This window comes from Kibdelosporangium philippinense, assembly GCF_021390435.2.
Classification (GTDB): Bacteria; Actinomycetota; Actinomycetes; order Mycobacteriales; family Pseudonocardiaceae; genus Kibdelosporangium; species Kibdelosporangium philippinense.
The window spans coordinates 800,590-821,455 of sequence record NZ_JAJVCN010000004.1 but is presented as its reverse complement, the minus strand read 5'-3'; the positions used below and the strand labels follow the sequence as shown (position 1 = coordinate 821,455).

Genomic DNA, 20,866 nt, shown 5'->3' with positions numbered 1-20,866 from the left:
CGAAATGGTTACATCTGACCTGAAATGATTTGCCTGGGCACAGCTCAACGGAAAGGCTTCTCGAAGCGCGAGTGAGTAACCGACAAAGTTCGGTCGCACGCGTTGTCAAGGGGAGGTTCGTCCGTGAGTAGACGCAGGGGTTCATCCGCCGTGCCCAGAGCACGGCGCCGGGGTGGCCTGAGAAGGCTCATAGCCTGCACCGCGATCGCCGCGGCTGCAGGCATGACACTGTCCACAGTGATCGCTACGCCGGTTGTCGCCGCAGTCCGGTCCGCAGCCGCGGTGCAGGCCTCGGAACGGGAGAAGAGCGAAGCGGCCAGAGTGCTTGGCATTGTTGCGGGCCCTGAGTTGCTGGTCCTAAACGATCGCGACTTCGTCGCCGCGATGTACTACAAGGCCGACGATCTGGACAAGCAGCGGCCGCTCGAACCAGAACACCAGAAACTGAGGGAAGCGGCCATCGCGGCGCTCGCCGCCGATGACGCCGCGTGCAACGAGTTCATCAAAACCGGGATCTACACCGCGCACAACGAGGATCTGCGGATCGTCGACGAACGGCGGCAGCGGCAGGCCGAAGAGCGCGAAGCCAAAGCCAAAGCCGCCGCGGCGCTGAGCATCCAGGTCGACAACACGATCTTGGCAAAGCCCGTCTTCGACTTCATCGTCCACCTCGAGCTCAATGCCGACAACCACAAGGACATCGCCGTCAAGGAAGCCGCACGCGTCGCGCTGGCGGGCAGCGCCGAGGCGCAGTGGACCTTCCTCACCGTCGGCATCCACGACGAGCACCGCAAGGACCTCGACCGGCTGATCCGGGAGGACAAGGAGAAGACCGAGGCGGAAAAGGCCGCCGCACTGGCGCGGGAGGCCAAGGCCAACGCCTGGTACCACGCACTGGGCAAGGTCGCGGACAACCGAGTACGTGACCTGAGCGACCAGGACTTCGTCATCGAGGTCTGGAATGGCGCACCACGCTCCTCCGAGGTCTACGGCGCAGCCGAAGCAGCCGTCCGCAGCCGCAACCCGGTGGAGTGGAAGAAGTTCATCGACACTGGTGCACGCGACGCACGCCTGCGCGACATCGAGATCGAGCTTGACCGGCGCGACAAGGAGTACATCCGCCAGATCACCGAGGTACGCACCCGGGCCGTCAACAGCCTCGTATACCTCGAACTGGTCAAGGCCGCCGACGCCGCACTCGCAGGCAGCCCGATCGACCGCGAGAAGTTCCTGCGCACAGGCCAGTACGAACACCAGACCCAGTCGTTCCGCCTCCAGACTCACCAGGGTCAGGAGCACTACATCTTCGACTCCGGCACCTGGGCGCGCTGGAACCCGTCCAACTATCAGCGGGGACTCTGGAAGATCGAGGCAGGCCTTGCCAACCCGGCCTGTTTCTCGTTCCAGTCGGTCACCCGCCCCAACCACTACCTGCGGGTTGGCCCGCGGCCCGAGGCCAAAGCGCAGGCAGAGGTTCCGGCACAGGGCGGCCCGCCTGCCGAGTCCGACCCGGCTGCGGGCGAGGCCAGGTCCGAGGCTGCGGACGATGCCGAGTCCGAGCCTTCCGTGCCGCCGAAGTACCGCGTGGGCACCAAGGTCGAACCGATCGATGGCACCCCTGAGTTCAAGGCCGAGTCCACGTGGTGCGTGAAGCGCAACGGTGCCGGGATCTCCTTCCACCCGCACACGGACCCGTCGAGCTACCTGCACATCAGCACCGCACTGGACAACGAGCGCGCGGGCCAGTCGGCCGTCTACTTCGTCGAGCCGCCGCAGCTGTTGCTGCCCATCCAGAGGCGCTACCTCGCGGACGCGAAGCTGCGCGAGAGCCTTGGCAAGCCCATCGGTGACCCGGTGATCGACTGGCCGGGGTGGTATACCGGATACCAGCAGTACGAGAAGGGGCGGCTGTTCCAGACCTACGAGTTCCACAGCCCGTATCCACTGTGGGGCGCGAACGTGGCCTACAACGGCCCAGTACTCGACAAGCTGCTCGAATTGGGTGGCCCGCATCCGTTGACCCTCGGCGGCTTCCTCAGTGACCAGGCCCCGACCAAGGACGGCAAGGGTCAGGTGATCCGCATCCAGAAGCCGAAGGCAGGCGGGGACAACCTGTACTTCATCTGGAGCCCGGACACGGGCGCCCGCATGATCTACGGCATCGTCGGCAACACGTGGACCGCCACCGGCGGGGAGACCGGCACGTACGGCTACCCGCTGAACGACCCGACTTCCCACGGCGACAAGGGAATCGTCTTCCAGCGGTTCGTCAGCGGTTCCATCTACCACGTACCCAACGTCGGCAACCTGGTTGTCAACGGCGACATCCACAAGAAGTTCGCCGAGATGGGCTTCGAGACCGGCATGGGCGCTCCGCTGGACAACGGCTTCAACACGCTTTCGTTGTTCCGGCAAAAGTTCGAGAAGGGCCGGATCGACAAGAACCACTCGGGCGGTCTCACTATCGCCTACAGCACGGTCGATGTCGCCGCGAACGCCGTTCAGATCAAGAGCTTCGAGTCCGGGCACTGCATTCAGGCACCCAACGTCGCGGAGGACGCGGGACTGGCTAGCTGCCAAACTGGGCCACTGGTGCGCCGCCAGACCTGGAACCTGCAGAAACTGGGCAACAACCAGTACAAGCTGCAGAACCGTGAGACTGGGAAGTGCCTGCTGTCCAGGACGAACATGGCAGCCACACCGTCTATCCGGCTGGTGACGACCGATTGTGCCGACGCGTCGGCAGTCTTCGAGTTCACCACCGCCCCTGACGGCACGGTGGCCTTGCGCGACCTGCAGGGTAACGTGGCTGAAGCGCAGCAAATCTCGGTCGACGGCCCGCGTGTCGTTATGGGTGTCGACCTGGTCAAGCCGAACCAGCGCTGGACGATCGTCCCTGTCAGCTAACAAAACCTCGTGAGTGGTTAGCAGGGTTAGAACACGTCTAACCACTCACGAGGGCTGACCAGGCACTTTACTGGCGGGCTTCCACTTCATGGTTGTCGGAGATGAAAGCCAGTGCTACCAAGGCGATTACTGCGAGCACGGCGACGTACACGGCCACCGACATCGAGCTTCCGGTGGATTCCAGCAGCAGCACCATCACGAACGGGGCGAAGCCGCCGCCGATCACGTTGGCGATCTGATACCCCAGCGAAGCCCCCGAATACCGCAGGTGCGCCGGGAACATCTCAGCGAACAACGCAGCCTGCGGCCCGTACATCATGGCGATCGTGGTCATCGTGATCACCAGGCCGAGGATGGCGAGTCCCACGTTCAGTGTCTCGACCAACGGGAACACGGCGAAGATCGATATCCCGGTGGCCACCGCACCCACCGCGAACACAGGCTTACGGCCAACGCGATCCGACAGCGCCGCGAACAGCGGCAGCGTCAACACCATCGAGCTGACGCTGACCAGAACCGCAAGCAGCATCGAGCTTTTCGGGATGCCGAGCGTTCGGGTGCCGTAGTCGAGCAGACCGGCCGCGAGGATGTAGAACGCGGCACTCAACACGATGTACACACTGGACGCGAACAACACTGCCTTCGGGTGCTGGCGGACCACTTCGATCACCGGTGAACGGCGCTTGCCCGGCGGTTGGGTGTACTCGTGCGGGTCGTCGATCCGGCGGTGGACGTAGAAGGCGACCAATGCCGTCACCGAGCTCAGCAGGAACGGCACTCGCCAGCCCCAGGCGTCGAACTGGGCCGGACTTACGAAGGCCGCGACCACCAGGAAGACCGTGTTGCCCAGCACCATTCCGATCGGCACGCCCACCTGCGCGAAACTTCCGTACAGCCCGCGTTTTCCTGGCGGCGCGGACTCGATCGCCAGCAGCATCGCTCCGCCCCACTGGCCGCCGATCGCCAGTCCTTGGCAGATTCTCAGCAGTACCAGTGCGAATGGCGCGAACACACCTATCGTCGCGTACGTCGGCAGCAGGCCGATCAGCGTCGTCGACACGGCCATCAGCAGCAGGGACGCCACCAGCATGGGTTTTCGGCCGAGCTTGTCGCCGAAGTGTCCGAACACGACACCGCCCAATGGCCTGGCCGCGAACCCCACACCGAAGGTGGCGAAGGAGGCCAGGATCGCCGAGACCGGGCTGACTCCGGGGAAGAAGACCTTGCCGAACACGAGTGCCGCGGCCGTGGCGTAGATGAAGAAGTCGTACCACTCGATCGACGCCGCCGCCATCGCGGCGACCGCGGCTTTGCGGCCGCGGGTTGGCGAAACTGTGCTGCTGCTAACGGACATGAATCACCTCGGTGCGAGCGGGTGGGATCCTCTCGAACCGTAGAAGCGGCGACCTGCTGTGGCCCATGTGTCGCGCCACAGCATCCACGTCGTCCGGTTGTCACGTCATGCCAAGGGCGGCGGCAACGGCTCCCCTTTCGGGTACGTCCCGATCGCGCGCAACGCGGTCAGCAGCTCCGCCTGGTGTGCCGGATTTGTCAGCGAACGTCCGGTTAGGTCCTGCAGCCTGCGCAACCGGTACCGGACGGTGTTCGGGTGGCAGAACAGCCGGTCCGCTGTGTCCTTTGTGGACCCCGCGCAGTCGTACCATGCCTGCAGGGCCTCAAGCAGGACAACGCCTTCATCTTCGAGCCGCAGGACCGCGCCGAGCACTTGGTGAGCAAGCTGGGTCGCTTCCTCTGGCGCGCTGGCCACCAACGCGGTCAGCGGGGAATCGTCGAACTGGAACACGCCTGGCTGGGTCGACGGCAAACCGGCGACCGCGACCGTGGCGAAATGCAACGCGCGCGGCGTGTTCACCAGGCCGCTGAACGCGGGACTCACGCCGATGCGCGAGGTGGCGTGGCGCCGCAACAACTCGAGCACGGAGGCCTGCGCGGCCATGGAACGCAGGGAGATCACGCCGACCTGCGCCTCCGGCGTCAGCCGCCACGCGGAGCCCAGGTTGCTCGCGTCCAACCTGGATTCGATGCTCGGCAACGCTTCCTTGCCCAGCTCCGGGGACTCCGCGGCAACCACGAGGAACACGCCGTCGATCGGCATCTGCAGCAACTCCGAGATCTGCCACAGCGCGGCCTGATCGAGCCGCTGCCCGGAGAACAACGCTTCCAACAGCGCCGAGCGCTGCTCACGCTCCCGCGCCGCCAGTTCGGCGGCGGTCGCGCGATACGTCTCGCTGATCGCCTCGGCGAAGTCGTCGGCGCGGTCCCAGAGGATGGTGGCCGCCGACACCAGTGTCTTGACCATGCCCGGTCCGCCGCGTTCGGCTGCCTCGACCAGAAGTTTCCAGACTTCGGCGAACCCGATCCGGAACGCGCGTACCACCTCAGGCAGCGGCAGGCCTTGCTCGGCACGGCGCTTGCCGGTCGTGCGCGCCATGGTCAGTTCGGGTTCACCCGGCGCCAGCAGGCCGTTGACGATCTCGCGAAGATTGGCTTCCACGAACTGCCGCAGCTCGTCGGACGGTACGGCGACGCCGGCCCGGTACACCTTGATGGTCGTCTGGACCTTCTTGAACGTGCTTTCGGACAGCTCGGGCAGCCGTCGTTCGGCCTCAGCCACCAGCTTGGCCACGTCCTCGTCGGGAAGTCCTCGTTGACTGCTACGCACGGACCAAGTGTGTCATCGCCGCACACCGAACTCGTGGATGTTTTGTACCGCTGAACATAGGCGTGGCGTGCGATCTCTGTCGACTATGACCCCCGTGAACCTTGCCGCGAACCTTGTCCGAACTGCCGCCCTGCATCCGGATCGCCCCGCGATCAGGCTGGATGACACCGTGCTGACGTACGCGCAGCTCGACGACGCCACCAAACGCGCCGCTGGACTGCTTGCCAAGCTCGGGGTGGGGCCAGGTGACCGGGTCGGCATCATGTTGCCGAATGTGCCGCAGTTCGCGGTGTTGTACTACGCGACCTTGCGCGCGGGCGCGGTCGTGGTGCCGATGAACCCGATGTTCAAAGAGCGCGAGGTGGCGTACTACCTGAGCGACTCCGGTGCCAAGGTCATCTTCGCTATGACTGACGTGCCGGACGCGCCCTGCGTCGTAGTCGATGAGTCGTTGACCTCGGGCGCGCCCATCGAAGGCGTGGTCGACAGGTCCGATGAGGACACCGCGGTCATCTTCTACACCTCGGGCACCACCGGACAGCCGAAAGGCGCCGAGCTGACGCACGCCAATCTGGTTCGCAACGTGGAGATCGCGGTGCGCGCCCTCACCCAGGCCGTCGCCGGGGACGTGGTGTTCGGCGCGTTGCCGCTGTTCCACGTTTTCGGCCAGACCGTCGGGTTGAACGTGGCCGTGGCCGTCGGCGGATGCCTGACGCTCCTGTCCAGGTTCGACGCGGTGAAGGCGATGGAGGTTGTGCAGCGGGACAAGGTGACGGTGTTCGAGGGTGTGCCGACGATGTACGTGGCGCTGGCGAATCATCCTTCCCGGGCGTCCTACGACTTGTCGTCGCTGCGTGTCTGTCTCGCGGGTGGGGCGCCGTTGCCGATGGACGTGATCACCGGGTTCGAGCAAGCGTTTGGTTGCGCGATCATGGAGGGCTACGGGCTGTCGGAGACCTCGCCGATCGCGTCGTTCAACGTGATTGGCAAGCGCCGGGCAGGCTCAATCGGCACACCGGTCGATGGCGTTCAGTTCCGGCTCGTCGACGAGGACGGCGTTGACGTGCCGCGTGGGGAGATCGGCGAGATCGTGATCAAGGGCCACAACGTGATGAAGGGGTACTGGGCCAAGCCCGACGAGACCGCGAAGGCGATCAGGGACGGCTGGTTCCACACCGGCGATCTCGGCCGCCAGGACGAGGACGGCTTCTACTACATCGTGGACCGCAAGAAGGACATGATCATCCGTGGTGGCTACAACGTCTATCCACGGGAGATCGAAGACGTCCTGCACGAGCATCCCGCGGTCGGTGAGGCGGCGGTGATCGGCGTGCCGCACGACTCGCTCGGCGAGGAGGTCGCCGCGTTCGTCGCGCTGAAGCCCGCAGCCACGGCGACCGCCGACGAGCTGCGGGACTTCGTCAAAGGCAAAGTCGCCGCCTACAAGTACCCGCGGATCGTGCGGATCACGGCCGAACTGCCCCGCAACGCCACCGGCAAGATCCTGAAACGCCAGATCAAGCTCGTGAGTGGTTAGTCGTGTTAGAACACGACTAACCACTCACGAGGTAGTTGGGCGCATGCGCCAGAGCACGAGCACGAAGTACGGCGTGCCGACGAGCGCGATCACCAGGCCCGCGGGTATCTGAGCGGGCGCGATCACGGTGCGGCCCAATGTATCCGCGGCACTGACCAAGATCGCGCCCAGTGCCGCGGCGACGGGCAGGACGCGCGCATTGCGTCCGCCGACAAGGGATCGGGCGAGATGGGGCGCGACGAGGCCGATGAACGCCACCACACCGATCCCGGCCACGGCGGTCGCGGCGAGGATGCCCGAGGCGATGAGGATCAGCGTGCGGGAACGTTCCAATGGCAGGCCGAGGATCCGCGGGGTGTCCTCGTCGAGGCTCTGCAGGTCCATCTCGCGGTGCCGCGTCCACAGCAGCGGAACCAGCACGAGCAGGGCGATCGCGCTCGGCAGCACCTGCTCGATCGTGCGGCCGTACGTCGAACCGGACAGCCAGGTCAGGGCTTTCGCGGTATTCCACGGGTCCGAGGTCACGATCAGCAGCGTGATCAGGGCCATCCCGCCCGACCACAGCCCGATACCGATGATCACCAGGCGGTCCGTGTCCAACCCCGAACGCCACGCCAAGCCGTAGACCAGGGCGAACGCCACGGCCGCACCCAACGCCGCCGCGCCCGTGATCTCCAACGCGCCAGCCAGCGGCACGAACGTGATCAGGGCGATGGCGCCGAGACCGGCACCGGACGTGATACCTAGCAGGCCCGGTTCGGCGAGCGGGTTACGGCTCACCGCCTGGATGCCACAGCCAGAAACCGCGAGCGCGGCACCTGCGGTCAGAGCGGCGAGGACCCGAGGCAGACGCTGGTCCAGCACGAACGTCAGCGCGTTGCCGGTCTTACCGGACACCCAGTTCACCAGGTCTCCGAGCAACACCATGCGGTCGCCGAGCATCATGCCTACGATCGGCGCGATCACCAGCAGAGCCACGATGACCGTGCTCGTGACAGCAAGGCGCCGCCGCGAACCCGCGACGCCCACCCGTCCGGCCGGGGCCTGCGGCCGGGAACCGCTTGATCGGCCACGACGCGCCAGCCATATCAGTACAACCGCCCCCACGACGGTTGTCGTGACTCCGGTGGGCACGCGTACGGCCTGCGCCGAGCCCATCAGGGCACGCAGCAATACGTCCGCGCCAAGCACAAGCACGACACCGACCAACCCGGACAACGGCAAGAGCACGCGGTGTCGGCCCTCTCCGCGTGTCAGCAGGCGCGTGATCACCGGGGCGCACAAGCCTACGAAGCCAACCGGTCCCGCGACCGTCACAGCCGCGGCGGTCAGTGCCACGGTCAGCAACACGGCGCCGATACGCGTGCGCTGCACGTTCAGCCCCAGCACGGTCGCGTTGTCATCACCCAACGCGAGCAGGTCCAGCGACCGTCCCATCACGACCAACGCGATCGTCGCGGCCAGCACAATGGGCGCCATCTGTGCCGTGGCATCGAGGTTCGCCACACTCAGCGACCCGCTGCCCCAGGCGAACAGACCGGACGTCTCCTGCTCGTACATCAAAATCAGCAGGATCGTAAGTGACTGCAAGGCCAGCGTGACGGCCGAGCCGACCAGGATCAGCCGTGGCGTGGTCGAGCCCGCACCGGACAGTCCAAGCACGACAGTGGCCGCGGCGAGCGCCCCGACGAACGCCGTCGCGCCCGCTGGCAATGTCGGCAGCGTGATGCCGAACGCCGCGACTCCGGCGACGGCCAGCCATGCGCCCGCGTTGACCGCGAGCGTGTCGGGCGCGGCGAGCGGGTTGCGTGCCACGGACTGCATACCAGCGCCCGCGACACCCAGCGCGACGCCGAGCAGCAACGCCGTCAGCAGGCGCGGCACGCGGGAGCCGGAGAGCACTGCGCGCGTTTGCTCGTCGCCATCGCTGAAGATGGCTTTGAGCACATCGAGCACGCCCGCGTCGGCTGTGCCTTGAGTGAGATGGACAGCGGCGAGCGCGGCGATTGCCACCACGGTCACCGCCGTCACAACGGCGCTGCGCACGGTCAGCCGAGTGCCTTCGTGAACTGGTCAGCGATGTAGCCGACGGACTTCGGGCCGCCGAAGGTCCACGTGCCTGGCTGAAGCTTGTAGATCTTCTTGGACGTCACGAACGGAAGCCGCTGCCACACGGCATTCTGCGCCAGCCCGGTGGTGAAAACGTCGTCTTCGGAAGCGCTGTAGAACATGACGGTGTTCGGGTCGCTCAGCGCGGACAGGCCTTCGACGTCGGTCTGGCCAAGCCCCCACTGCGCGTCAACCTTGCCGGTCCACGCGTTGCGCAACCCAACATGCTCGGCGATGTCAGAAACCAGCGATCCCTTGCCGAACGGGCGGATGCTGACCGTACTGCCCTCCAGCCAACCGTCGGCCATGAAGAACGGCGTGCCTGCTTTGCTTGCCAGCGCGGTCTTCGCCTGCGCCAGCTTGGCATCCATTTCGGACAGAAGCTTGTCCGCTTCCGCTGGTTTGCCGACGGTCTGCGCGATCAGCTTCATGTCCTCACGCAGCCGGTCGAAGTTGCGGCTCGCGTCGCTGGTCTTCGTGAGCACGACCGGCACGTACTTCTCCAGCTGCGGAACCAGCGCCGAGTCACCTTCGTGCGCCATGATCACGACGTCCGGGTTCAGCGCCACGATCGCGTCGACGCTCGGCTCACTGCGCTTGCCGATGTCCTTGACCGAAGCATCAAGCGGCACAATGGAATTCCACGTCTTGAAACCCTGGACATCAGCGACGCCGACCGGCATCACGCCAAGCGAGGCGACCATCTCGATCTCGCCCCACTCCAGCGCGACAACGCGCTTGGCCGCGGACTTCAGCTCGACGACCTTGCCACGCGCGTCGGTGACTTTGACGGGCCCACCAGTGTTTTCAGCGGGCTGAGTGGTCGGTGTCTCCGTGGTTCCACAGGCAGACAACAGGATCGCCGCGGCGGCGATCAGGACGGGGATGCGCATGGCTTTGTTTCTCCGTGTTCTGGGTCAAACTCTGGGCGTGTGCCTGCCGACCGGGCGGCAGTGCAGCGAGCCAGTCACCGGATCGTCCGCGACCCGCACCGCCACACCGTAGGCCGCAGTGAGGTTCTCGGCCGTGAACACGTCCTTCACGGCACCGCTCGCCAGAGCTTTCCCTTGGGACAGCAGGACGACGCGGTCGGCGATGATCGCGGCGTGGTCAAGGTCGTGCAGCACGACACCGACCGCGACCTGGTGATCGACGGCGAGGTCACGTACGACATCGAGAATTTCGACCTGATAGCGCAGATCGAGGTGATTGGTCGGCTCGTCGAGCAGCAAAACGGATGTCTGCTGGGCAAGACAGGACGCGAGCCAGACGCGTTGCAGCTCGCCACCGGACAGCTCATCCACGCCACGGTCAGCCATTTCAGTGACACCAGTCATTTCCATCGCGGTTGCCACAGCTGCCGGACCATCGGGATCGACGCCACGCCAACCAGCGCGATACGGATGCCGCCCATAGCCGACAACGTCCTTCACGGACACTCCAGCAGGCGTCGGCCGTTGCTGGGTCAGCAATGTGACGTTGCGCGCGAACTCTTTGCCAGACAACGCGGACTTGTGCCAGACGGCCTGATCGCCGAGCTGGACGTCACCGCTCTTGGGCTTGTGCAAGCGCGCCAAGGACCGCAGGACCGTGGACTTGCCGGATCCGTTCGGGCCGACGAGTGCCAGAATCGTGCCCGGCGTCAGCTCGAGGGAGACACCGTGCACGACTTCGTGGTCGTGATGGGCGAGTACCAGCTCTTGGCCAGCCAGCAGCGCCCCAGCAGCCCGTGACATGAGGGCAGCCTAGCCTAACTTCCATCATCCACAATGAGTGATCTAGTCCACTCACCTGGCGTAATCCTTCATGCCTTGATCGTGAGCCCGCGAGGTCAGGTCAGATCGGATCCACAGCCGTCGTGTGGGACCGCGGGCCGATCAGGTGGACTGCTGCCGCTGGCGGCGAATGCCTCACGTATCCCTTGTGGACTGTCTTCCCCCGAGGCCCCTTGGTGGCAGATCTCAGGGCCTGACTCCGGGCGGTTCCCGATGTCCCGCGACTTTTGGCACGGCAAAGTTGATCTTATGCGTCGTATGTTGGTAGCCACTGCGGTCACCGCGCTCGGACTGTCCATTCCCACCGCCGCTGTGGCCACTGTGGACTTGTCACTGCCCGCGCCCACAGGGCCATACGCGGTTGGGCGCAACACGTTCGCGCTCACCGACCGCGGACGTGCCGATCCCTGGGTGCCCGAATCCGGCCCGCGGCAGCTCATGGTCACCATGTACTACCCGGCTGTGCCGCATACCGGCGGCCGTTCGCCCTATATGGACCTGACCGAGGCGACCGCGTTCGTGGACTGGGCCCAACTCGACCCGAAGTTCACCGCCTCACAACTGGCCAACACGCGCACGTGGTCGCGTACCGAGGCAGTGCCGCTTCCCGGCCGACGCCCGCTGGTCCTGCTCTCCCCCGGCTTCCTGTTCTCCCGCCACACAATCACCGCACTGGCCGAGGACCTCGCGTCCCGCGGCTACGTGACCGCCGCGGTCGACCATGCCTACGAGTCCGTCGGCGTTCGGTTCCCCGGTGGGATCTTGCCCTGCACAGCCTGCGAGCTGCCCGGCAAGATCGGCCATGCGCCGATCGCGCTCAACCGAGGGACCGACTTGTCCTTCGTGCTCAATGAATTGCGCGGGCACCCGCTGGTCGATCAACGCCATGTCGCGGCTGTCGGGCATTCAATGGGTGGCGCGGGCGCCGCGACCGCGATGCGCGCCGATTCCCGCATCGATGCCGGCGTCAACCTCGATGGGCCGATGCTGCCGTCCGATCCTTTGGACCGGCCGTTCCTGCTGATCGGCACCGATGAGAACCATGAGCCTGGCAACGTTCGCGATCCGTCGTGGGATGCCGTGTGGCCGCGGATGTCCGGGTGGAAGCGGTGGCTGCACGTCACCAAGTCGGATCACAACATTTTCACGGACCTGAATCTGCTCGTGAAACAGTCTGGTATCGAGGTGGACATGCCCGTGGAACCTGTTCGAGGTCTGCGGATCACGCGTACTTATGTCGCCGCTTTCCTCGACCAGCATCTTCGCGGCGTGCCTCAGCGCCTGTTCACGGGTCCGGCCGCGGAGTTCCCTGAGATCACTTTTCAACGGCCGCCCCTGGGTTAGGATCCGCTGGCTGTCTATCGCTATCGCCGTCGCAGAAAGGGAGCCATGTGGCGGACGCTGGTCAGTGCGGTGGCCGCGCTGCTCGTGCTTTTCCTCGGCAGTCTCGCGTTCAACGCCGCATCGGGGCAAAGCCGCTGGCCAGGCCCGCTCGACTTCGTCCGGACGAACCCGTGGGTAGTGCTGCTTCTGCTGATTCCGTTGGCGTTGCTGGGATTTTGGCAGGCACCTCGCCGCGAGCGTAAGGCCAAGGAACTGCCCGCGCCCGCGACCTACCGGCTGCCACCGCGCAACCCCAACTTCACCGGCCGCGACGCCGCCTTACGCGAGCTTCGACAGCGTCTGACCTCGACGAACGATGTCTCGACGCAGGTCGTGCACGGGTTAGGCGGCGTCGGCAAGACACAGCTCGCCGTCGAGTACGCCTACCGCTACCGGCAGAAGTACCGGTTCGTCGCTTTCGTGGACGCCGAGGAGCCCGACTTGGTGGCGCCCCAGTTCACCGCGTTGGCCAGGGAGCTCGGGCTGACGGAGGTGAGTGCTGAGCAGGCCATTCCGCAGGTTTACGGCAAGCTGCTTGACCGCAGGCCTTGGCTGATCATCTTCGACAATGGCGAGAAGCCGAGCACCCTCACGCACGCGTTGCCAACGGGCGACCTGGTGAGCAACGGGCACATCATCGTCACCACCAGGGTCAGCGGCTGGTCGAGCAGGGCCGGGGTCATTGACCTGGATGTGTTCACCCGGCGGGAGTCGGTGGATTTGCTGGTCCGGCGGGTGCCCGGGATGACCGACGCCGTCGCCGACCGGATCGCCGAGCAACTGGGCGACCTCCCCCTTGGCCTGGAGCAGGCCGCCGGGTACATGGACTACAACCAGACGGCGCCTGAGGATTACCTGGCCCTGCTGACGTCCCGGTTGGAGGAGATGATCGGGCACGGCGAGCTGGCCGACCGGCCCAGCGTGGTGGTCTCGACGCTGTGGCAGCTCAGCGTGCGTACGTTGGCCGCAGAGCTGCCGGATGCCGTGCGGCTGCTGGAGTTGTGCGCTTTGCTGGCGCCGGAGCCGATTCCGCTGAACCTGTTCGATGGTTCTTCCACTTCGGGCCCTGACCCGCTGAGCCTTGTCGACGGCTCGACCCCGCTGGACGTGGCCGACGGCCCTGCTGCCCGAGGCAGCTCCGGTGCCCTTCCCGCGAGCTCTGGCCTGGTTGCGGGCTTTGCTGACCCGGTTGCGTGGGACCGGACGGTCGGTGCACTGGCTGGCCTTGGGCTCGCGAAGCGCACTGATGCTCCGCTGCCACCCGCACGCCTTCCGACTCGGCAACGAACGCGGCCGCCATTCGGTTCCAGCAAATCCTACCTACTCCTCCACCGGCTGGTGCAGGCTGCCGTCCGAGCTGGGATGTCGCCGGAAACGCACGCCGAAACGCGGGCAATTTTGTCGATCATCTTGCTTTCGGCTGTTCCTCATGATATTCACGGCGATCCGGATGCGGGGGCGCGGTGGCAGGAGCTGCTTCCGCACGTGCTGGCGGTGACCAAGGGTGAGCCTCCGGCGGGGGCGGAGCGGGCCGCGAACACGGCAGTGTTGCTGAGGTTGGCGTCGGAGTTCGTGCTGCGTATCGGGGATCGGGCGATGGCGCTGCCTTTGGGCGAGCGGGCTTTGGCGATCGACGAGTCTCTTGCGGGCAGGGACGCGGAGAGAGGCTTCGACCTGATTGTTCTTGCGCAGATCTACCGGGACTTGGGTGAGTTTGAGAAGGCGCGTCCTCTGGCGGAGCGCGCCCTACGCCTGCACGAGGAGTCCCTGCCGGCGAACAGTCCCGCTATCGCGACGGATTTGGCCACGCTGGCGCGGATTCTGCACCTTGCTGGTGACTACGCGGCCGCTTTGCCGTTTGCTGAGCGGGCGTTGGAGATTGACGAAGCGGCGTACGGGCCGGACGACCCGTACGTCAGCTTCGACTTGGTGGCGTTGGCGAATGTGCATCTCGCGCGAGATGACTACGCGACGGCTGTGCCGTTGATCGATCGGGCGTTGCGGATCCGGGAGGGAAAGTACGCGCCTGACCACCTGTACATCGGGTACGTCTTGTTGCTGAAGGCGCGGGCCGTGCACGCGTTGAACGATCCGGCGGCCGCCGAGCTCGCGCGCCGGGGTGCGCGGATTTTGCACGGTCAACTCGGGAAGACGCATCCTAAGACCGAGGAAGCCTTCAGGTTGGCTGAGGATCTGGGCCGCGCGAGGGCCTAGGGCTCGGGTGGGGGTTCGTCGGCTGGCACCAGGCGGTCGCTGATCCACTTCAGCTTGATTTCGAATTGGCCCTGCATTCCTGTTCGTGCGATCACCGCGCCTGCTTGGGCGTCTAGTTTCAGGCCGAACTTGATTTCCAGTTCGTCGGGACGGCGGGGCATCTCGAGGAACTCCGCCACCGCTGCCGCGGCGGCGTCCCGGACTTGCTGTACCGCGCGTTCCAGGGTCGCTGAGGCTTCTCTGAGCACTCCGCCTGGTCGTGCTGCGCGGTGGGGGCCTGGTTCCGGTTCCACCTCCACCAGCACCGATCCACCGACTTCAAGCGGAAACCGCACCAGTTCCGGCATCTATCCTCCTATTCATCCACACGAGACAGTCAGCCGTTCGGTCGCGGCCGTTTCCTTTTTGGACAGTTCGGACTGGATCTTGTCCAGTCCTTCAAGGACTTCGCCCAACTGGTTGGGGTCGGCCACGTATGCGAGCACGCCACGGGCGAAAGCCTCAGCAAGCTCGCTTGGCATCACGTCCGAGGCGTCAAGGCACAACTCGCTCTCCGCGAGGATCGTCGCGACGCGTGAGCTCACCGGCCGGTTGGCGTACAGACCGCCTTGGCGCACAAGCTTGTTCACGGAGAACGCGGTGCCGCTGAGCTGTGGCCAAATGGTCTGGGCCTCACGCGAGGCAAGGAAAGTCATCAGTTGCCTTGCCGCTTCACTATCCCTGAACAACCCGGCCAGGTTCACGCCGACGTGAAACGCGGAGTTCGCGCTGGCCGCTGGGAATGGGAAGAAGTCGAATCTTCCTTGATCTTCTGGCGGATAGTCGCCCATCGCGAACGATGGCAAGTGTTCCATCAGGCAACCGGGTTCCGAGTCGAACATCGTCTTGCGGGCGTCCCGGAAGTACGTCAGCAAAGCGCCAGTCCGGCCGCCGCGCACCGCGCCAGGCACGGCGATCAGCTCACCCCACCGCAGCCACGCGTCACGGACCACGCCCGATGTCCACGGCAGTTGCCCGGCGGCCCATCGGCGGTAGGTCTCCAATCCGGCCTGGCGCAACAGGATGTCCTCGATCCAGTCGGTTCCCGGCCAGCCGGACGTCGAATTCGCCTCAAGGCCAAGACACCATGGAGTACGGCCCTGACCGGCCAAGTCGCGAGTCAGCTGCTGCAACTCTGGCCACGTCTTCGGATCGGCACCGGGCAACGCGCCGGCGTTGAACCACACCACACTTTTCAGGTCCGCCTTCACCGGTACCGCATACCGTTCAGGAGTACCCAGGTTGAGCAGTTCCTGCCACTGTGGACCGTACTCTTGCTCGGAGGTGGCCACGTCCCTGAGCGCGATCAGGTCATTCGACTGCGCGTAGCGGGCCAGCTCTCCTGGGCTCGACAACGCGGCAACGTCCGGCGCGCGTCCTTTTTGGACGTCGGCGCGCAGAACCTGGTTCACCGCCCTGGTTCCCTGATACCGCACCTGGATCCCGGTCTGCGTGGTGAATTTGCCGAGTACCGCGAGGAAAGTGCGCTCCTCGGGTCCGGTCCACGGCCCGATCATGGTGATCGTTGGCGCCGCGAACGCACCGCATCCGGTTACCATACCGGCGCACAGCAACAAAACAGCGATGAGCACCTTCATCACGGGTACCCGTATTCGCTGATCCTACGCTGAAACCCAAGCAGTGCAAAAAGGACGACCGCACTGCCGAGCACTGGGATCAGGACAGGAAGCCATCCCGCGTCGCCCGCCTCCGAGAACCCGGCAGTCACTGCCGCGGCTTCAGCCGGATCGATCTGCGGTGTCGCGGCCGCAACGGTTCCCTGCAATGCCACTGTGTCCCCGCATTCCGCAACGCAACGACTGCTCACCCATTGCAGTGCCGCAGCCTCGCCAGGCGCGAGCACTTCCGGTTTCTGCGGGTCTGGAACCAGGTTTTTGAGCGCTTCGGCCGCAGCACGGGTATCGCCGCCAGGCTGCGCCCATGGAGCACTCGACAGCATCAGCGCGATCAACAAGGCGGTCGCGCCAACCAGCCAAGGACTCAGTCGCCGCCGGAACCGCCGAGCCAGAAACACCTGAGCACGGATCAGCGCTGCCAGCAACAAAAGTGCGGGCACCAACCAGATCAACGCCGTCAACGGGTCCAACCACCCGGTCGTCAGCTGCTGGTCCATTGTGGCGCTCTGACTGGCGGCCAGCTCGTCCAGATACTTCAGGATTCCCTCATCGTCGTTGTGCAGCAATCTTGAGGCGTACCACAGATTCACCAAGCCAGCGAGAGAGTCTCCCGAACCGCGGGAATAAGCGTCCGCCTCGCCCATCCAACCACTGTAGACAGTCAGCAGCCCGGCAAGGAACTGCACTCCAGCCCCACCCGCAACGCCGTTCTGAGCCGCACGAGCCAGGTCCTGGTTCGCGACAGCCAGCGCGTTCTGATACTCGCTGCCCGGCCCAACCTGTTGGGCTGTCCCACTTCTGAAACTGTCGACAGCGGCTTGATCAGCCGTGACAAGCGCTTCGCGGGCCGACGCGACGTCAAGCAGTCCCGGCGCGGTCCGCGTCCGTACTTCATCCACTGTGGAGCGAAGCCCTGCCGTCGACCAGACCGTAGTCACCAGAACAACGAGGGAGAGCACGAACAACGTGATCCGCATACCGTGCATGGCGCGCCGGGTACTGTCGTCGACGCCAACAGCAGACCGCGCCACCTGGCCGAAGCGGCGGACCCACTTCACGAAGCACCACCAAGTGGGTGCCCGTTGGCCATACATACCGCGGAGCCCGCCGGGGACAGCGTTTTACACTGTGGACACTTCACGGGTTCACCGACAGGCACAGGTTCGCGCGCCGCGTCGGACTGCCACGAAAGATCCGACAGGATCAGCGAGAACCCGTCCCTCGGCCGCACCGACTCCTTGAGGTGGACGAGCCCGCGTGCCGCGTCCTCGATGTCCACCAGCCGCCGCAGCCTGCGCAGGACTTCCTCGTTGCCCAGTTCCGTCGCCATCTTCGCGGCTTCGCCCCATGCTCTGGCTGCGGCGTCGCGATCGCCTTCGCCGAAGTTGGCCCAGCCCTCGCCGAGCTTCTCGGTGAGCTTGGCCTGCACGGTGTGCCGCGAGACCAGGTCATGGATCTGGGTGGACAGCGTCACGTCGCCGGTGATGTGCCCGAGTATCGGCAACTCGGCTGGCAGCGTGCCGATCGCGTCTTCGGTCGCCAGTCCCACCCGGCCCAGCTGCAAGTCCTCCAGCTGCGGACGGCCGCTCAGATCGTCAAGCCGCAGGCCGATCAGGAATTCCCTGGTCTCCTCGCCCCACGGCCCGGTGGCCACCTCGACGCCGCCGTCGGCCACGTCCGCACTGACAAGCGGAAGCCGGGTCGGCGCGACCTGCCAGACGAAGTCGACCTCGACGAACGGCGGAGTGTGAATCCGCAGTCGCAGGTCACGGACTACTTTGCCCATGGACGACTGGATGATCTGGCCGAAGTCCGCCACCAGTTCCTCGTCCTCGACCACCGCGTCCGCAGTGCCCTGCAACACTGACGCGATCGTCCGCAGTTCCTCCGGCTTCCAGTCGTCGCCGATTCCCCTTGCGTCACAGGTAAACCGGCCCCTGCATTGGTCAAGCACCCGGTGCAGGTCCGCGGGAGCCTCGCCCTGGTTGACCCCGTCGGTCAGCAGCAAGGCGTGCCTGATCGCGTGCGGATGCTGGCCAAGCAAGCGGTTGGCCAAGGCCAGCCAGGTGCTCATCGCGGTTCCGCCGTTGGCGACCAGGTTCGCGGCGACGGCTTTGGCCCGCGCGCGTGTGTCCGGATTGGCCGCGCACAGCTCTTCAGTGGCAGGGAATCGCATTGTCGCAGTCGCGGTGCCCGACACGATCGCGAACATCGTGCCGTCCCTGAGCGAGTCGATCGCCGCTTCAGCGGCCTTGCGGGCGTTCGCGATCTTCGTTGGCGGCCAGTCCATCGAGCTCGAACAGTCCACAAGCAACACTTCGGCCGCGGCAACTGACTGCTTCGCCACGCCGTCGATGCGCACAACGAGAACCGCGTGCAGGTATCGATCTGAAGTCGACAGATACTTGTTCTGGTACAGATCAACGGAGAAGGAGGTCACCACCAGCTCCACGGTCGAATCGAGTTGGCACGGTCGATCAACACGTCGTGCGCCTGCTGATCGCGGGCGTGCTTGGCGAGTTCCTGATAGGACCTTTCCAGCAGATTGCGCAACCCATCCTCGCGGACATCCTCAGCCACGGCGTCGCTGAGCCGCGACGCGCCGCGCCAAACCCGCCTCAACGCGGCCTCATGCAACAAAGCCACCATCCGCTGCCGGGCGTCGCCGTTCTCCTCACCACCGTCGAGGAACAGCTTCGGCAACCGATCCGCGGCCTCATTGACGTCCTCGGAATCTGGCGCCTGGTCAGCCAAACGGGCGAGCAGGATGCGGACCGCCGCGATCTTGGTCGCGTAGTAGTGCCGGGAGACCCGTGGCAGTCTGTCCAATATAGACACCGCCTCACGCCGTTCGCCCTGTCGCAGAGCGATTCTGGTCAGTCCGAACACGACACTCGCCTGCCGGTCGTCACGGCACCGCACGGCTTCGTAATACCGGTGGGCGCCTACGGTGTCTCCGCGTTGCTCCAAGCAGAATCCGATGGCCAGCTTGGGGATCTCCTCGCCGGGCAGCAGCCGGTAGCAGGCGTGGAACCATCGCTCGGCAGCGTCCACTTCGCCCTTCGCCAGCCGTAACAAGCCTTGGTGCCAGGCAATGCGCCAGTCGTAAGCCACCCGGTCACCGAGTCTTTCCTGTGCCTGCAGGATGCATCGGTCGGCCTCGGCTGGCTCGTCCAGTTCCAGATACGCCCTCGCTGCCGCGAGATTGAGCTCGACAGAGCGCCACAAGTGTTCTCCGCGCTCGAAATACTCACGCAAACGCTTCCTGGGCTCGGCAAGCACCCGAGTGTCGGCAAGAAGGTCGGCTGCTGGATCGTTCTCGTCGATCCTGGGCAGTGGCAGGCCGCTCGCGGCCGAAGCAGGGCCGGGCAGACCGTCACTGATCACGTCATCTGGCACACCGTCATCGACCTTCCGGTCAAGGCCCGCAGTCCACCGCTCCGCGCTCGGCACCGCGCCGAGACTGGCGTCCAGCAGCTCGACCATATCCTCGAACCGGGCAGACGGCACCGCCCGCGGTTGGCCGTCACGCAACGAAAGCAGCTCGCGGTGCACGCCATCCAGCTGTTCGAGCATTTCCTTCGCGGACACGAATCTGGCGTCATACGGCGCCGTTGCCCTGGCGATCAGGTGCTCGAGCGACTCCAGTCCCACGCGCATCCGGTCGTACTCCGGTTCCCGTTGCATGGCGACCTCAAGCAGCTTCGCCAGCGTCTTGCCCACGGTGTACACATCGGACCGGGCGTCGAGCCCCTTTCGTTTCTTCTCCGCCAGTGGCACCGCGAAGCCGCGCGTGGAGACCCATTCGCTTGCTTGGTCGTCGATCGCCCGTGTCCCACCGAAGTCGATGATCTTGACGCGCTTTCCAGCGTGCATCACGTTTTCCGGCTTCATGTCGCAGTAGAGCAAGCCCTCATCATGCATGTACGCCAGTGCGGCGAGGATGCTCTGGCCGTAAGCGGTCACCTCTTCCAGCTTGGTGATCCCGCCATCGAGGCGATGCTGCAAGGTCTCGCCGACCACGCACTCCATCACGATGTAGTGATCCGGATCGCCGGTCCGCGGGTCGGGATGCTCGGCGTAGCCGACGATCCGCACGATGTTCGGGTGATCGAGCCGGGTCAGCGCGTCGCGTTCGACGTGCGCGAGGTTCAGCCTCTGCACGTGCGTCGGGTTGATCATTCCCTTGAGCGCAACGTAGGTGTCGTTCAGTTCGCGGTCTTTGGCGAGGTAGATCCAGCCCATCCCACCGACGGCCTGCAAGCGGCACACCTCGTAGCGGTTGCCGATCATGTCGCCCTGTTTCAGCTTGACCTCGAAGCAGAACGGCGTTTGGCAGAACGGGCAGAACCCACGTTTCATCCTCGGCTGGCTGCCGATCCGCCTGCCAACCGGCTCGCGGCAGACAGGATTGGCGCAGAACTGGCGGTTCTCCGGGTAATCCGGGCTGATCTCGGGGGCGCTTTCCGGATCGATGCCGTCGACGGAAGGCAACGAGTACAGCTCATCCGCCGCGAACGTGCCACTGTACTGGCTCGGGTCGGTCCGTCTGGCCTCGGTCGGCGCCGACGTCACTTCCGTC

General features: G+C 65.3%; 14 protein-coding genes. 4 read left to right on the top strand and 10 right to left on the bottom strand.

The window, feature by feature from the left end; genetic code table 11:
* Positions 1-123 precede the first annotated feature (123 nt).
* Positions 124-2,907, top strand: coding sequence for an RICIN domain-containing protein (locus LWC34_RS46590; protein ID WP_233731760.1), 2,784 nt, complete (start codon positions 124-126; stop codon positions 2,905-2,907).
* 67 nt (positions 2,908-2,974) lie between these two features.
* Here LWC34_RS46590 and LWC34_RS46585 read toward each other — a convergent pair whose 3' ends face one another.
* Both LWC34_RS46585 and LWC34_RS46580 read right to left on the bottom strand, forming a co-directional pair.
* Complete coding sequence (locus LWC34_RS46585; RefSeq protein ID WP_233731758.1) at positions 2,975-4,261, bottom strand: MFS transporter; 1,287 nt, start codon at positions 4,259-4,261, stop codon at positions 2,975-2,977.
* 105 nt (positions 4,262-4,366) lie between these two features.
* On the bottom strand, positions 4,367-5,590 hold the full coding sequence (locus LWC34_RS46580; RefSeq protein WP_233731756.1) for a PucR family transcriptional regulator: 1,224 nt from the start codon (positions 5,588-5,590) through the stop codon (positions 4,367-4,369).
* An 85-nt stretch (positions 5,591-5,675) separates the two neighbouring features.
* Between LWC34_RS46580 and LWC34_RS46575 the strand changes: the two genes are divergently transcribed.
* Positions 5,676-7,127 carry a long-chain-fatty-acid--CoA ligase gene (locus LWC34_RS46575; RefSeq protein ID WP_372496788.1) on the top strand — a complete coding sequence of 484 codons (1,452 nt, stop codon included), beginning with the start codon at positions 5,676-5,678 and terminating at the stop codon, positions 7,125-7,127.
* A 24-nt stretch (positions 7,128-7,151) separates the two neighbouring features.
* On the opposite strand, the gene LWC34_RS46570 is transcribed toward LWC34_RS46575, so the two are convergent.
* The 3 genes from LWC34_RS46570 to LWC34_RS46560 are packed head-to-tail and all read right to left on the bottom strand — an operon-like array spanning position 7,152 to position 10,972.
* Positions 7,152-9,173: an iron ABC transporter permease gene (locus LWC34_RS46570; RefSeq protein WP_372496787.1), complete on the bottom strand. Its 2,022-nt coding sequence runs from the start codon at positions 9,171-9,173 to the stop codon at positions 7,152-7,154.
* A 2-nt stretch (positions 9,174-9,175) separates the two neighbouring features.
* A complete protein-coding gene (locus LWC34_RS46565) occupies positions 9,176-10,129 on the bottom strand; it encodes an ABC transporter substrate-binding protein (protein ID WP_233731752.1) in 954 nt (317 codons plus the stop codon).
* 24 nt (positions 10,130-10,153) lie between these two features.
* The gene (locus LWC34_RS46560; protein WP_233731750.1) at positions 10,154-10,972 is read right to left on the bottom strand and encodes an ABC transporter ATP-binding protein; all 819 of its coding nucleotides are present in this window, start codon (positions 10,970-10,972) and stop codon (positions 10,154-10,156) included.
* 288 nt (positions 10,973-11,260) lie between these two features.
* On the opposite strand from LWC34_RS46560, the gene LWC34_RS46555 reads away from it, so the two are divergent.
* Together LWC34_RS46555 and fxsT are read left to right on the top strand one after the other, a co-directional pair.
* Complete coding sequence (locus LWC34_RS46555; protein ID WP_233731748.1) at positions 11,261-12,355, top strand: alpha/beta hydrolase family protein; 1,095 nt, start codon at positions 11,261-11,263, stop codon at positions 12,353-12,355.
* Positions 12,356-12,400: 45 nt separating this feature from the next.
* A complete protein-coding gene (gene fxsT, locus LWC34_RS46550) occupies positions 12,401-14,608 on the top strand; it encodes an FxSxx-COOH system tetratricopeptide repeat protein (protein WP_233731746.1) in 2,208 nt (735 codons plus the stop codon).
* Here fxsT and LWC34_RS46545 read toward each other — a convergent pair.
* From LWC34_RS46545 to LWC34_RS46525, 5 genes are read right to left on the bottom strand one after another with little or no spacing between them, the layout of a single operon-like run.
* Complete coding sequence (locus tag LWC34_RS46545; protein WP_233731743.1) at positions 14,605-14,955, bottom strand: CU044_2847 family protein; 351 nt, start codon at positions 14,953-14,955, stop codon at positions 14,605-14,607. The two genes, fxsT and LWC34_RS46545, sit on opposite strands and share 4 nt — an antisense overlap.
* A 12-nt stretch (positions 14,956-14,967) precedes the next feature.
* A complete protein-coding gene (locus tag LWC34_RS46540; RefSeq protein WP_233731733.1) occupies positions 14,968-16,245 on the bottom strand; it encodes an ABC transporter substrate-binding protein in 1,278 nt (425 codons plus the stop codon).
* A complete protein-coding gene (locus LWC34_RS46535) occupies positions 16,245-17,342 on the bottom strand; it encodes a GlnX family signal transduction membrane protein (RefSeq protein WP_233731731.1) in 1,098 nt (365 codons plus the stop codon). Before LWC34_RS46535 ends, LWC34_RS46540 begins: the two co-directional genes overlap by 1 nt.
* A complete protein-coding gene (locus LWC34_RS46530; protein WP_233731729.1) occupies positions 17,339-18,724 on the bottom strand; it encodes a vWA domain-containing protein in 1,386 nt (461 codons plus the stop codon). Before LWC34_RS46530 ends, LWC34_RS46535 begins: the two co-directional genes overlap by 4 nt.
* Positions 18,721-20,859, bottom strand: a complete 2,139-nt coding sequence (locus LWC34_RS46525) for a serine/threonine-protein kinase (RefSeq protein WP_233731719.1) — start codon at positions 20,857-20,859, stop codon at positions 18,721-18,723. The genes LWC34_RS46530 and LWC34_RS46525 overlap by 4 nt, the downstream gene beginning before the upstream one ends.
* Positions 20,860-20,866 lie beyond the last annotated feature (7 nt).